Genomic DNA, 13,888 nt, shown 5'->3' on the forward strand with positions numbered 1-13,888 from the left:
GAACAGGAACCAACTCCAGATGATCGAATACCGCAACGTCCGCGTCGCGCTGCTCGGGGCCGGCTCGGTCGGGTCCCAGGTCGCGCGGCTCCTGCTCGAGCACGCCGACGAACTCGCCTCGCGCGCCGGTGCCGGCCTCGAACTCGTCGGGATCGCCGTGCGCGACGTCGACGCCGCGCGCGACGTCGACCTGCCGAAGGACCTCTACACGACCGACGCCGAGTCGCTCATCCTCGGTGCCGACATCGTCGTCGAGCTGATCGGTGGCATCGAGCCCGCGCGCACGCTCGTGCTGCAGGCGCTGCAGTCCGGCGCGGACGTCGTGACCGGCAACAAGGCGCTCCTCGCGACCCACGGTCCGGAGCTCTTCGCGGTGGCCGAGCAGGTCGGTGCGCAGCTGTACTACGAGGCCGCCGTCGCCGGCGCGATCCCGATCATCCGACCGCTGCACGACTCGCTCGCCGGGGACCGCATCGAGCGGATCATGGGCATCGTCAACGGCACCACGAACTTCATCCTCGACCTGATGGACCGCGAGGGCGCGACGTTCGAGGACGCCCTGGCGACCGCGACCGAGCTCGGGTACGCCGAGGCCGACCCGACGGCCGACATCGAGGGCTACGACGCCGCGCAGAAGGCCGCGATCCTGGCCTCGCTGGCGTTCCACACCTCGGTGCCGCTCGCTGCCGTGCACCGCGAGGGCATCACCTCGGTCACCATCGAGCAGGTCCGCGCCGCGCGCAAGGCCGGCTACGTCGTGAAGATCCTGGCGACCGCCGAGCGACTGACCGACGAGGACGGCCGCGAGGGCGTCAGCGCCCGCGTCTACCCGGCCCTCGTGCCGGAGTCGCACCCCCTGGCGAGCGTGCACGGCGCGAAGAACGCCGTGTTCGTCGAGGCCGAGGCCGCGGGCGACCTCATGTTCTACGGCGCCGGTGCCGGTGGTGTCGAGACCGCGTCCGCCGTCCTCGGCGACCTGGTGTCCGCCGCACGTCGGCACGTCATCGGCGGCCCGGGTGTCGCGGAGTCGACCCAGTCGGACCTGCCCGTCTTCCCGATCGGCACCGTGCGCACGCGCTACCAGATCACCCTGCACGTCACGGACGCCCCCGGCGTGCTGTCGACGGTCGCCGGCGTGCTCGCGAAGCACGGCGTGAGCGTCGAGACCGTCGAGCAGACCACCACGGGTGCCTCCGAGGGGACGGCAGCGCTCGTCATCGGCACGCACCTGGCGCGCGAAGCCGACCTGGCGGACACCGTCCGCACGCTCCGCGGCGAAGACGTGGTCCTGGACGTGACCAGCGTCCTGCGCTTCGTCGGCGCCTGACGCACCACGGGCCTCCAGGCCGACCGCGAACCACCACCAGACCGACCCACCGGACAGAGAGAGAAGCCTGATGGCCCACCAGTGGCAGGGAGTCCTGCGCGAGTACGCCGACCGACTCGACGTGACCGAGGCGACGCCGATCGTCACGCTCGGCGAGGGCGGCACGCCCCTCATCCCGGCTCGTCGGCTCTCCGAGCGCACCGGCGCCGAGGTCTACGTCAAGTTCGAGGGCATGAACCCGACCGGGTCCTTCAAGGACCGCGGCATGACGATGGCGATCTCGAAGGCCGTCGAGCACGGCGCGAAGGCCGTCATCTGCGCCTCGACCGGCAACACCAGCGCCTCGGCCGCCGCGTACGCCACGCACGCCGGCATCACCGCCGCGGTGCTCGTGCCCGAGGGCAAGATCGCCATGGGCAAGCTCAGCCAGGCCGTCGCGCACGACGCCCAGCTGCTGCAGGTCCAGGGCAACTTCGACGACTGCCTCGACATCGCCCGCGACCTGGCGGCGAACTACCCGGTGCACCTCGTCAACTCGGTCAACAACGACCGCATCGAGGGCCAGAAGACCGCTGCGTTCGAGGTCGTCGACGTCCTCGGCGACGCCCCGGACTTCCACTTCCTGCCGGTCGGCAACGCGGGCAACTACACCGCGTACTCCCGTGGCTACCGCGAGGACGTGGCCGCCGGTCGCACGACGAAGCTCCCGCGCATGTTCGGGTTCCAGGCCGCCGGTTCCGCACCGATCGTCCGTGGCGAGGTCGTCAAGAACCCCGACACCATCGCCTCCGCGATCCGCATCGGCAACCCGGCCTCGTGGCAGTTCGCCCTCGAGGCCCGCGACGAGACCGACGGCTACTTCGGCGCGATCTCGGACGAGGCGATCCTCGCCGCGCACCACATCCTGTCGGCCGAGGTCGGCGTCTTCGTCGAGCCCGCTTCGGCCATCGGTGTCGCCGGGCTGCTCGAGCGCGCCGATGCCGGCATCGTGCCGAAGGGCGCGAAGGTCGTCATCACCGTCACCGGCCACGGCCTGAAGGACCCGCAGTGGGCTCTGCGCACCGAGGACGGCAGCGAGGTCACCCCGACGAGCGTGCCGGTCGACACCAAGTCGATCGCGGACGTGCTCGGACTGGTCGCGGCGCAGTGAGCCCCGACCGCTCGTCCGGACCGGGGGAGGGCGTCACCGCCCACAGTGCTGTACCGGCCGGACGGGCGGTCCACGCTGTGCCCGCCGGGCGGGCGGCCCACGTGTTGCCCGCCGGACGGGCCGTGCGCGTCCGCGTGCCGGCGACGTCCGCCAACCTCGGGCCGGGGTTCGACTCGCTCGGTCTCGCGCTCTCGCTGTACGACGAGGTCGTCGTCCGGGTCCGACCGGAAGCCGGCGCCACCGTCACGGTGCAGGGCGTCGGTGCCGGCGAGGTCGCCACCGACGACACGAACCTGGTCGTGCGCGCCGTCCGCCGCGGCCTCGAGCACGCCGGCGTCGACCAGCCCGGCCTCGAGCTGCACGCCACGAACGCGATCCCGCACGGCCGCGGGCTCGGTTCCTCGGCGGCCGCGATCGTCGCCGGCCTGATGGCGGCCCGCGGGCTGCTCGAGGGCATCGTCGACCTGGACGCCTCGACCCTGCTCAGCCTGGCCACCGAGATGGAGGGGCACCCGGACAACGTCGCCCCCGCACTCTTCGGTGGGCTCACCATCGCGTGGATGACGGCCGAGGGACCCGCGTACAAGCGGCTCCTGGTGCACCGCGGCGTCGCGCCGGTCGTGTTCGTGCCGACGTCCACGCTGTCGACGAAGCTCGCCCGCTCCCTGCAGCCCGAGAACGTCCCGCACGCCGACGCCGCGTTCAACGTCTCCCGTTCCGCGCTGCTCGTCGCCGCGCTCATCCAGAGCCCCGAGCTACTGCTCGCCGCGACCGAGGACCGCCTGCACCAGGCGTACCGTGCCAGCGCGATGCCGGAGACCGACGCACTGATCGGACTGCTCCGGCAGCACGGCCTCGCGGCCGTCGTGTCGGGGGCGGGACCGAGCCTGCTCGTCCTCGGCAGCGACCCGGCACAACGGCTCACGGCCGCGGATCTCGTCGCCCGACACGGGGAATCCGACTGGCGCGCGCTCATGCTGGCCGTCGATCTCGGTGGTGCTACAGTGGTGGCGCACTCGGCGCTCGAAGCCGAACCCGCGTAACCGCACGGTATGCCCGTCCTCAAGGACAGCGCCTGCGACGTCGCAGGGTCCGGCGCGCGGGTGTGCATCTCTTTCTGATCACCGAATCCCGGTCCGTCGTCTGAACGGCGGTCGATGCATACCCGTGCATCCGGGACGGTGGAAACTCTCCGCGTTCTGCGGTTCGAAAGGAAACACCGACCTTGACCGACAACAACTCCACCCCGGTGGAGATCCCCAGCGACCTGCGCGCCCTCCGCCTGCCGGAACTCCAGCGCATCGCCTCCTCGCTCGGCATCACCGGGCTCTCGAAGCTCCGCAAGGGCGACCTCATCGCCTCCATCGAGGACAAGCGCCCCGTCACGGACGACGTCCCCGCCGCGGCAGCGCCCGCCACGACCCCCGCCGCGGCGCCGGTGACCGAGCAGCCGACGCTGCCGGAGCCCGCCGCCGAGGCACCGACCGCTCCGGTCGCCGACCCCGAGGCACCCGCCGTCGAGTCCGAGCCGGCCGCGCCGTCGCGTGCCCGCCGTTCGCGCCGTGCGTCCTCCGGTGGCACCGTGAACGCCGGCCCGACCTCGGCCGCCGAGCACACCAACGCCGGCCACACCGGTACCGAGGACCTGCTCGCGGGCCTCGACCAGGTGCGTGCCGAGAAGGACGCCCAGGAAGCCGCCCAGACGCAGACCGGTGGGCAGCGTCGCGGCCGCGGCCAGCGCGGTGCCGACCAGCAGGCCCAGCAGCCGAACGAGTCGGCCGACCAGCAGACGCCGACCTCGGCACCCGCCCAGACCGACCAGCAGGCCCGCACCGACCAGCAGGCGCGGACCGAGCAGCAGGCGCGGACCGAGCAGCAGAGCACCGACGGCGAGTCGCAGGACCAGTCCGGTGCCGCCGACTCCGGCGAGCAGCACGACCAGAACGACCAGAACGGTGAGGGTGGTTCGCGTCGCGGCCGTCGCAGCCGTGGTCGCGGTCGTGGCCGTGGGCAGAACGCCGAGAACGGCGAGCAGAACGGCGAGCAGCAGGACGGCCAGCAGCACCAGCAGGGCGGCCAGCAGAAGCAGAACGGCGGCGACCAGCAGAAGCAGGCCGACGCCAAGCAGGCCGACCCGAAGCAGAGCGACGCCAAGCAGCGCGACGCGAAGCAGGACGACCGCGCCGAGCAGAAGCAGCAGGCGGCGAACCAGCAGAAGCAGAACGGTCAGCAGAAGCAGGGCCAGCAGGTCCAGCAGAACGCCGACGACACCGAGGGTGGCCGCAGCCGTCGCCAGCGTGACCGCAAGCGCGGCCGTGGCGGCCAGAACGACGACTTCGAGCCCGAGGTCACCGAGGACGACGTCCTGATCCCGATCGCGGGCATCCTCGACGTCCTCGACAACTACGCGTTCGTCCGCACCACCGGCTACCTGCCCGGACCGAACGACGTCTACGTCTCCCTCGGCCAGGTGAAGAAGTACCACCTGCGCAAGGGCGACGCCGTCGTCGGTTCGATCAAGCAGCCCCGTGACAACGAGCAGCAAAGCCGTCAGAAGTACAACGCGCTCGTGACCGTCGACTCGGTCAACGGCCAGACCGCCGAAGAAGCAGCGGCCCGTGTCGACTTCTCGGACCTCACCCCGCTGTACCCGAACGAGCGCCTGCGTCTCGAGACGGAGCCGGGCAAGCTGAGCACCCGCATCATCGACCTCGTGTCGCCGATCGGCAAGGGCCAGCGCGGCCTCATCGTCTCGCCGCCCAAGGCCGGCAAGACCGTGGTGCTGCAGGCCATCGCGAACGCCGTCGCGAAGAACAACCCCGAGGCGCACCTCATGGTCGTCCTCGTCGACGAGCGGCCCGAAGAGGTCACCGACATGCAGCGCACGGTGAAGGGTGAGGTCATCGCCTCGACCTTCGACCGTCCGGCCGAGGACCACACCACGGTCGCCGAGCTCGCCATCGAGCGTGCGAAGCGCCTGGTGGAGCTGGGCCACGACGTCGTGCTGCTGCTCGACTCGATCACCCGTCTGGGCCGTGCCTACAACCTGTCGACCCCGGCGTCGGGCCGCGTGCTCTCCGGTGGCGTCGACTCGGCGGCGCTCTACCCGCCGAAGCGCTTCTTCGGTGCGGCGCGCAACATCGAGGACGGCGGCTCGCTGACCATCCTCGCCACCGCGCTCGTCGAGACCGGTTCCAAGATGGACGAGGTCATCTTCGAGGAGTTCAAGGGCACCGGCAACATGGAGCTCCGCCTGAACCGTCACCTGGCGGACAAGCGGATCTTCCCGGCCGTCGACGTCAACGCCTCCGGTACCCGTCGCGAGGAGCAGCTGCTCTCCGCCGACGAGGTCAAGATCACCTGGCGTCTGCGCCGAGCCCTCGCCGGGCTCGACCCGCAGCAGGCCCTCGAGATCGTGCTGCGGAACCTCAAGGAGACGCAGTCGAACGTCGAGTTCCTGGTGCAGGTGCAGAAGTCGGTCCCGACGACCGGCGGCGCTCACCACAACGGTCACCAGGAGTAACGCGTGTTCGAGTCGGTGGCAGGGCTGCTGGCGGAACACGAGGACCTGACGCAGCAGCTGTCGGACCCCGCGCTCCACGCCGATGCGGCCCGGGCGAAGAAGGTGAACCGGCGCTACGCCGAGCTCAACCAGATCAAGTCCGCGTACGAGTCCTGGCAGGCGGCGGGGGACGACCTCGCCGCCGCCCAGGAGCTCGCGCGTGAGGACTCGGCGTTCGCGGACGAGGTCCCCGAGCTCGAGGAGCAGTTGGCGGAGCGCCAGGAGCGTCTCCGCCGGCTGCTCATCCCGCGCGACCCCGACGACGGGCGCGACGTGATCATGGAGATCAAGGGTGGCGAGGGCGGCGAGGAATCGGCGCTGTTCGCGGCCGACCTCCTGCGCATGTACTCGCACTACGCCGAGACCAAGGGCTGGAAGGTCGAGCTCCTCGAGCGCACCGAGTCCGACCTGGGTGGCTACAAGGACGTCCAGGTCGCGATCAAGTCGAACACGACCGACCCGTCGCAGGGTGTCTGGGCGCACCTGAAGTACGAGGGCGGCGTGCACCGTGTGCAGCGTGTGCCGCAGACCGAGTCGCAGGGGCGCATCCACACCTCGACGACCGGCGTGCTGGTGTTCCCCGAGGTCGACGAGCCCGAAGAGGTCGCGATCAACCAGAACGACCTGAAGATCGACGTGTACCGGTCCTCCGGTCCCGGCGGGCAGTCCGTCAACACGACGGACTCCGCGGTCCGCATCACCCACCTGCCCACGGGCATCACGGTGGCGATGCAGAACGAGAAGTCGCAGCTCCAGAACCGTGAGGCCGGCATGCGCGTGCTCCGTGCACGCATCCTCGCGCGGCAGCAGGAGGAGCTCGACGCGATCGCCTCGGATGCGCGCAAGTCGCAGATCCGTGGGATGGACCGTTCGGAGCGCATCCGGACGTACAACTTCCCGGAGAACCGGATCGCGGACCACCGCACCGGCTACAAGGCGTACGACCTGGACCGCGTCATGAACGGTGCGCTCGAGCCCGTCGTCCAGTCCGCCATCCAGGCGGACGAAGAGGCACGTCTGGCCGCCATCGGCGACCAGGACGCGTAACCGCACACCCAGCCTGGAGGCCCGGATCACCGCCGACACGCCCCTCACGTACGCCGCGGATCGCCTGCTCGAGCAGGCGGCCGCGGCGCTCGTCGCGTCCGGCGTCCCGACGCCCCAGGTCGACGCCGAGCTGCTGCTCGCGTGGGCGACCGACACCTCGCGCGGTGCCGTGCAGGCTCGCGCGATGACCGGCGGCGCGATCGCCCCGGAGCACGTCGAGCGCTTCCGGCACGCGATCGCCCGACGGAGCACCCGCGAGCCGCTGCAGCACATCACCGGGCAGGCGTACTTCCGAGCGCTGACCCTGGCGGTCGGACCCGGCGTGTTCGTGCCCCGTCCCGAGACCGAGGGCGTCGTGCAGTTCGGCATCGACGCGCTCCGAGCCGTCGCGGTGCCGGCGCCGATCGCGGTCGACCTCGGCTCCGGCAGCGGTGCGATCGCCATCGCCATGGACACCGAGGTGCCGAACGCCGTCGTGTACGCCGTCGAACGGTCGCCCGAGGCCCTGCCCTGGACTCGCCGGAACACCGACGCCCACGGCGGCACGGTGCGACTCGTCGAGGGCGACCTCGCCGACGCGCTGCCCGAACTCGACGGCACCGTGTCCGTCGTGGTGTCGAACCCGCCGTACGTGCCGGACGACGCGATCCCGATCGACCCCGAGGTCCGCGACCACGATCCCGCGATGGCGCTGTACGGCGGACCGGACGGCCTCGACGCCGTGCGCGCCCTGGCCGAGACGGCGTGGCGGTTGCTCGTGCCCGGCGGGGTGCTCGTCATCGAGCACGCCGAGCCGCAGGGCGCCGGCGTCCGCGAGGTCCTGGCGCGACGGGGGTTCCGGACCCCGGAGACGCACGTCGACCTGACGGGTCGCGACCGCACGACCACCGCGACCCGGTAGGCGGACGCACCCCGGGCCTCCCGGTGGGTATGCCGTGCCGAGCTGTCTGCCGTGCTGGGCTGTCTGCCGTGCCGTGCGTTGCCGTACCGAGCGGAAACGGGCGTACCTGGCCGTTCAGAACGACCAGGTACGCCCGTTGCTTGTTGCCATCGCGAACGTGATGGGAAGGATCAGGCGACGGGGGAGGCCTCGCGCTGCTGCGCGACGAAGGCGCGGACGTGCTCGCGCAGGTCGGTGTCGCGCTCGACCAGGACCGAGTGGATGCCGACGCTCCGGGCACCCGCGATGTTCTCCGGCATGTCGTCGGCGAAGAACGTGCGTTCGGCGGGCACGCCGTGGTGCTCCATCGCGCGGAGAAAGACCTCGGGCTCGGGCTTGCGGGCGCCGAAGTTGCTCGACGTGTCCAGGTGCTCGCCGAACAGCCCCGGCAGTGACGGTGCCCACTGGTGGATCCACCGACCCGCGAGCGGCCCGTTGTTGGTGAGCAGGCCGACACGCCCGTGCTCGCTCGCGATCCGGACGGCCTCGATGCGCTCCGGCAGCTCGGTCATCGCGGACCCGCGGATGCGCGCCCACTCGGCCTCGGGGACGTCGCACTCCATCGCCCGCTCGAACGCGGCGAGGTACTCGTCGCCGTCGGCGAAGCCACCGGCCTCGGCACGCATCTCGTGGCCGCAGTCCCACCAGCGGCGTCGGAGCTCCTCGAACTCGTGTCCGGTGAACTCGGAGAGTGCGGCCATCCGCACCTGCCAGTCGTACCGGACGAGGACGTCGTCCATGTCGAAGAGAAACAGGAGGTGGGGCGCAGGGGTCTCGTTCACGATGTCCTCCATTGTGTCGCACTATCATCGTCGAGTCATGGCATCCCGATACGACTGCACCGACTCCGACGGGCTCCTGACCGGGATGCGGCTCGCACGTGCCGCCCTCGGGCGCGGAGACCTCGTCGTCGTCCCCACCGACACCGTCTACGGCCTCGCCGCGGACGCCTTCAACGCGGCCGCCGTCCAGCGGCTGCTCGACGCGAAGGGCCGGACGCGGCAGTCGCCGCCGCCGGTGTTGATCCCCGGCCCGCCGACGCTCGACGCGCTCGCGAGCGACGTGCCGCAGCAGGTGCGCGACCTCGTCGCCGAGTTCTGGCCCGGCGGCCTCACCGTGATCCTGCGCGCGCAGCCGTCGCTCGACTGGGACCTCGGCGAGACGCGGGGCACGGTCGCCCTGCGGATGCCGGACTCGCGGATCGCGCTCGAGCTCCTGCAAGAGGTCGGTCCGCTCGCGGTCTCGTCCGCGAACTCGACCGGCGACCCGGCCGCGATGGACGTCGACGCCGCTGAGCGGATGCTCGGCGACAGCGTCGCCGTGTACCTGGACGGCGGCGCGATCGGGGAGCACGAGGGCTTCGAAGCCTCCACCGGGTCGACGATCGTCGACGCGACGGGGCTGTCGGACGGCGGGAAACTCCGCATCGTCCGGCACGGGGTGATCTCCGACGACGAGATCATCCGGGTCGTCGGAGCCGACCTCGTCGGATGAAGTACTACCTGCTGGCGGGGGCGATCGCCGCGGTCGTGAGCTTCCTGGTCAGCGTGCTGGTGTGGAAGCTCGGTCTCAAGTACAAGTGGTACCCCCAGGTGCGCGAGCGAGACGTGCACCGCACGCCGACTCCGCGCCTCGGCGGGATCGCGATGTACATCGGCGTCATCGTGTCGCTGTTGGCGGCGTGGTTCCTGTTCCCGTCGATCGCGGGGACCGACTACTTCCGGCTGGTGTTCTCCGAACCGGGCCGCGTGCTGGCGGTGCTCGGGGGCGCGACGATCATCGTGGTGCTGGGCGTCGCGGACGACATCTGGGACCTCGACTGGATGACGAAGCTCGCCGGGCAGATCATCGCCGCGGGCATCCTCGCCTGGCAGGGCGTCGCGATCGTGTCGCTGCCGATCGGCAACACCCTGGGCGTGGGCTCGTCGTACATGAGCCTGATCTTCACGGTGCTGGCGGTGGTGCTCGTGATGAACGCGGTGAACTTCATCGACGGACTCGACGGCCTGGTCGCCGGGGTCGCGATCATCGCCGGCGGGGTGTTCTTCCTCTACACGTTCTTCATCAACCGCGTGGTCGTGCAGACCGAGTTCTTCTTCAACCTGCCGTCACTGCTGACCGCGGTGCTCGTCGGCTCCTGCTTCGGGTTCCTCATCCTGAACTGGCACCCGGCGAAGCTGTTCATGGGCGACGCCGGAGCGCTGCTCGTCGGCTTCCTGATGGCCACCAGCGCCGTGTCGGTCACGGGCAACATCGATCCCGCAGCGGTGCAGACACGCCAGGCGCTGCTGCCGGCGTTCATCCCGATCCTGCTGCCCTTCGCGATCCTGATCGTGCCGATCCTGGACTTCGGCCTGGCGGTCACCCGTCGGCTCAGCGCCGGCAAGTCACCGTTCTCGGCCGACCGCAAGCACCTGCACCACCGTCTGCTCGACATGGGGCACTCGCACTTCCACGCCGTCCTGATCTTCTACGCGTGGACCGCCACCGTCGCGGTCGGGTGCCTGCTGTTCCTGTTCGTGGACTGGTACTGGGTGGTCGCCTTCGTCGCGGTCGGCTTCACCGTGTGCGCCGTCGCCACGTTCGCGCCGCTCGGCCGGAAGCGCACCGAGATCGCCGCCCAGACCGCCAACCGTTCCGCCGCCGTGGTGGACGCCAGCCTCGACCCGCTCGACCGGGCCGCCAACGACCGCACGATCCCAGGAGACATCACGTGACCGCACCGAACGCGCTCGACCACGTCCGGCCGGTGTTCCGCCGCATCATCACGTGGGGCGCCGTGCTCGCGGTCGCCCTGGCGATCGTCGGGGGAGTCGTGGGGCTGCTCGTCGCCGACACTCCCGGGCTCGTCGGCGGCCTGCTCGGAGCCGTGCTCAGCGTGGTGTTCCTCGGCCTCACCGCGGTCAGTGTCCTCGTCGCGCTGCGCGTGTCCAAGGGGCAGATGATCTCCGGGGCCTTCTTCGGCATCGTGATGGGCACCTGGCTGCTCAAGTTCATCGTGTTCATCGTGCTGCTGGTGGCGCTGAAGGACCGTACCTGGGTGGACTTCCCGGTGCTCGCGATCGTGATCATCGCGGGGGTCGTCGGGTCCCTGGTCATCGACGTCGTCGCGGTGGCGAAGGCCCGCATCCCGATCGGCGTGCAGCTGCCCGGGGACGGGTCCGGTGGCTCCGCGGACGCTGAGAACCCGACCCCCCGCAACTGAGAAGCCGGGAAGCCTCTCGCACCTGATAGGCTTCTCGGAGTCCGCCACCGGAGCCTTTCGCTCGGAGCGGGCAAGCCTCCACAACGTCCACCATCGCGTGCCATGATGTGCGCGCGCCGACACAGGAGACAGCGCTGCTATCCCACGCTCTTCCCCTGTCCCTCTCTGCTGCGGTTGACACCGTTGCGGCGGGGAGCAGCAAGGCCGCCGAGTTCCATGGTCCGTCGATCAACGAGTTCTTCCCGGATGCGATCTTCTTCGCAGGGACGCCGTTCGAGATCGATCGGGTCGTCCTCATCCGCTTCTTCGCCGTCGCCGTGCTCCTGGTGTTCGCCTTCGTGGGAACCCGCGCGCTGAAGCTCGTCCCGAACCGCGGTCAGGCGTTCATCGAGTACGCGTTCGACGTCGTTCGTCGCAACACCTTCGACAACCTCGGAGAGAAGGACGGCAAGCGATTCCTGCCGCTCCTGGCGACGATCTTCTTCGGCGTGCTGTTCATGAACCTGACCGGTCTGATCCCGGGCATGAACCTCGCCGGCACCAGTCGCATCGCGATGCCGATGATCCTCGCGATCGTCGCCTACGTCGCGTTCATCTACGCCGGCCTCCGCAAGCACCCGGGCACGTTCCTCCGGAACTCGCTCTTCCCGCCCGGGGTGCCGTGGTTCCTCTACATCATCGTGACGCCGATCGAGCTCGTCTCGACCTTCGTGCTCCGTCCGGTGACGCTCACCCTGCGACTCCTGATGAACATGGTCGTCGGGCACCTGCTGCTCGTCCTGTTCTTCTCGGCCACGCAGTTCTTCTTCTTCGACGCTTCGCTCGGCTTCAAGGCCTTCGGCGTCGGGACCCTCGCGTTCGGCATCGCGTTCAGCTTCTTCGAGATCCTCGTCGCGCTGCTGCAGGCCTACGTCTTCATGCTCCTCACCGCCGTCTACATCCAGCTGGCGCTGGCTGACGAGCACTGATTCCTCACTGACCCCCTACGGGACCGGCAACCGTCGGACCCGCACCTCGAAAGGAAAACACGTGGACGCAACGACCGTTCTCGCGGAGATCAACGGCAACATCGCGACGGTTGGCTACGGCCTCGCTGCGATCGGCCCGGCCATCGGTGTCGGCATCGTCGTCGGCAAGACGATCGAGTCCGTCGCCCGCCAGCCCGAGCTCCAGGGCCGCCTGACGACCCTCATGTACATCGGTATCGCCTTCACCGAGGCCCTGGCCTTCATCGGCATCGCCACGTACTTCATCTTCACGAACTAAGGTTCCTCGATGCACAACGCACTCATCATCGCGGCGGAGGAGACGCACAACCCCCTCATTCCGCCGCTGTACGACATCGTGTGGTCCGCGGTGGCCTTCCTCATCATCCTCGTGGTGATGTGGCGTGTCGTCACGCCGCGCATCACGAAGATGCTCGATGAGCGCACTGAGGCCATCGAGGGTGGCATCAAGAAGGCAGAGGCTGCTCAGGAGCAGGCCGCTGCTGCGCTCGACGAGTACAACAAGCAGCTCGCCGACGCCCGCTCCGAGGCGTCCCGCATCCGTGAGCAGGCCCGCGCCGACGCAACGGCGATCGGCAACGAGGTCCGCGAGCAGGCAGCGGCCGATGCAGCACGCATCACGGCCAACGCCCAGGCGCAGATCGAAGCCGAGCGTCAGAGCGCCGTCCAGTCCCTCCGGTCCGAGGTGGGCACCCTTGCCCTCGACCTCGCGTCCGGTGTGATCGGCGAATCGCTCAAGGACGACGCCAAGTCGTCGGCAGTCGTCGACCGCTTCCTCGCCGACCTCGAGGCCTCGCAGGCCACGAAGACGGGGGAGCACTGAGCATGCGCAGCGCTACCAGAGAAGCACTCGCGTCCACCAGGGCGGTGCTCTCGGACCTCGGTTCGAGCGCCGACCTGGCCGTGGGTGCCGAGATCCTCGCCTCCGGGCGTGCGATCGCCGGTGCGCCGCAGCTGCTCGGGCTGCTGTCCGACCCGACGGCCGACCCGGCCGGCAAGAAGGTCCTCATCGACCGCGTCTTCGCCGGTCAGTCGCACGCGACTCGTGCGGTCCTGACCGCGGTGGCCGGCTCGCGCTGGTCCTCGCACCAGGACCTGCTCGCCGGCATCGAGGACGCGGGCATCCGCGCCGTCGCCGCCACCGCGGGTACCGACTCGCCGATCGAGTCCGAGCTGTTCGCCTTCGAGACCGCTGTCCGTTCGGACGCCGGCCTCGAGCTGGCACTCGGCACGAAGCTCGGCAGCCCGGCGCAGAAGGGCGCGCTCGTCGAGCGGCTCCTCGGCCCCAAGGCGTCGCAGCAGACCGTGACGATCGTCTCCGCGCTCGTGCAGCAGCCTCGCGGCCGCCGCATCGGTGAACTCGTCCGCGATGCCTCGCGCATCGTGGCCGAACAGGACGGCAAGCTCGTCGCGACCGTGGTCACCGCCACGGCACTCACGACCGCCCAGTCGGCACGCGTTGCACGCGGGCTGGCCGAGCGCTACGGCAAGGACATCAGCATCAACCAGGTCGTCGACCCCACGGTCGTCGGCGGGGTCCGGGTGCAGATCGGCGGCGACGTCATCGACGGCACCGTGTCCACGCGGCTCTCGGAGCTCCGGCTCCAGCTCGCCGGCTAGGCGTACGGTCGAAGCCGCTCCTCCCAAGTC

General features: G+C 70.1%; 14 protein-coding genes. 13 read left to right on the forward strand and 1 reads right to left on the reverse strand.

Features of this window, described 5'->3' with window-relative positions; translation table 11 throughout:
• The first annotated feature begins 19 nt into the window (after positions 1–19).
• The 6 genes from GVL05_RS02600 to prmC all read left to right on the forward strand — a co-directional run bounded on the left by GVL05_RS02600 (position 20) and on the right by prmC (position 7,987).
• Positions 20–1,327 carry a homoserine dehydrogenase gene (locus GVL05_RS02600; RefSeq protein WP_123339754.1) on the forward strand — a complete coding sequence of 436 codons (1,308 nt, stop codon included), beginning with the start codon at positions 20–22 and terminating at the stop codon, positions 1,325–1,327.
• Between the two features lie 70 nt (positions 1,328–1,397).
• Positions 1,398–2,477 carry a threonine synthase gene (thrC, locus tag GVL05_RS02605; protein WP_111083860.1) on the forward strand — a complete coding sequence of 360 codons (1,080 nt, stop codon included), beginning with the start codon at positions 1,398–1,400 and terminating at the stop codon, positions 2,475–2,477.
• A gap of 101 nt (positions 2,478–2,578) precedes the next feature.
• Positions 2,579–3,520 (forward strand): homoserine kinase, encoded by a 942-nt coding sequence (thrB, locus tag GVL05_RS02610; protein ID WP_123294435.1) that lies wholly within the window; start codon positions 2,579–2,581, stop codon positions 3,518–3,520.
• A gap of 182 nt (positions 3,521–3,702) precedes the next feature.
• Positions 3,703–6,000: a transcription termination factor Rho gene (gene rho, locus GVL05_RS02615; protein ID WP_159571105.1), complete on the forward strand. Its 2,298-nt coding sequence runs from the start codon at positions 3,703–3,705 to the stop codon at positions 5,998–6,000.
• Positions 6,001–6,003: 3 nt separating this feature from the next.
• On the forward strand, positions 6,004–7,086 hold the full coding sequence (gene prfA, locus GVL05_RS02620; protein ID WP_123294274.1) for a peptide chain release factor 1: 1,083 nt from the start codon (positions 6,004–6,006) through the stop codon (positions 7,084–7,086).
• Between the two features lie 64 nt (positions 7,087–7,150).
• Positions 7,151–7,987, forward strand: a complete 837-nt coding sequence (gene prmC, locus GVL05_RS02625; protein WP_194672626.1) for a peptide chain release factor N(5)-glutamine methyltransferase — start codon at positions 7,151–7,153, stop codon at positions 7,985–7,987.
• 170 nt (positions 7,988–8,157) lie between these two features.
• Here the strand turns inward: prmC and GVL05_RS02630 are convergent, their stop codons facing one another.
• Positions 8,158–8,808 (reverse strand): HAD family phosphatase, encoded by a 651-nt coding sequence (locus GVL05_RS02630; protein WP_159571108.1) that lies wholly within the window; start codon positions 8,806–8,808, stop codon positions 8,158–8,160.
• A gap of 37 nt (positions 8,809–8,845) precedes the next feature.
• Between GVL05_RS02630 and GVL05_RS02635 the strand changes: the two genes are divergently transcribed.
• From GVL05_RS02635 to GVL05_RS02665, 7 genes are all read left to right on the forward strand, one after another.
• On the forward strand, positions 8,846–9,520 hold the full coding sequence (locus tag GVL05_RS02635) for an L-threonylcarbamoyladenylate synthase (protein ID WP_123294277.1): 675 nt from the start codon (positions 8,846–8,848) through the stop codon (positions 9,518–9,520).
• Positions 9,517–10,743 carry an MraY family glycosyltransferase gene (locus GVL05_RS02640; protein WP_111083866.1) on the forward strand — a complete coding sequence of 409 codons (1,227 nt, stop codon included), beginning with the start codon at positions 9,517–9,519 and terminating at the stop codon, positions 10,741–10,743. The genes GVL05_RS02635 and GVL05_RS02640 overlap by 4 nt, the downstream gene beginning before the upstream one ends.
• Positions 10,740–11,231, forward strand: a complete 492-nt coding sequence (locus GVL05_RS02645) for a hypothetical protein (protein ID WP_123294279.1) — start codon at positions 10,740–10,742, stop codon at positions 11,229–11,231. The genes GVL05_RS02640 and GVL05_RS02645 overlap by 4 nt, the downstream gene beginning before the upstream one ends.
• A gap of 155 nt (positions 11,232–11,386) precedes the next feature.
• Positions 11,387–12,199: a F0F1 ATP synthase subunit A gene (gene atpB / locus GVL05_RS02650; protein WP_111084153.1), complete on the forward strand. Its 813-nt coding sequence runs from the start codon at positions 11,387–11,389 to the stop codon at positions 12,197–12,199.
• 61 nt (positions 12,200–12,260) lie between these two features.
• On the forward strand, positions 12,261–12,497 hold the full coding sequence (atpE, locus tag GVL05_RS02655) for an ATP synthase F0 subunit C (RefSeq protein ID WP_027465781.1): 237 nt from the start codon (positions 12,261–12,263) through the stop codon (positions 12,495–12,497).
• A 9-nt stretch (positions 12,498–12,506) separates the two neighbouring features.
• The gene (locus GVL05_RS02660; RefSeq protein ID WP_123937768.1) at positions 12,507–13,061 is read left to right on the forward strand and encodes a F0F1 ATP synthase subunit B; all 555 of its coding nucleotides are present in this window, start codon (positions 12,507–12,509) and stop codon (positions 13,059–13,061) included.
• 2 nt (positions 13,062–13,063) lie between these two features.
• Positions 13,064–13,858, forward strand: coding sequence for a F0F1 ATP synthase subunit delta (locus GVL05_RS02665; protein WP_123937769.1), 795 nt, complete (start codon positions 13,064–13,066; stop codon positions 13,856–13,858).
• Positions 13,859–13,888 lie beyond the last annotated feature (30 nt).

The sequence above is a fragment of the Curtobacterium sp. 18060 genome (assembly GCF_902706105.1).
Lineage (GTDB): Bacteria > Actinomycetota > Actinomycetes > Actinomycetales > Microbacteriaceae > Curtobacterium.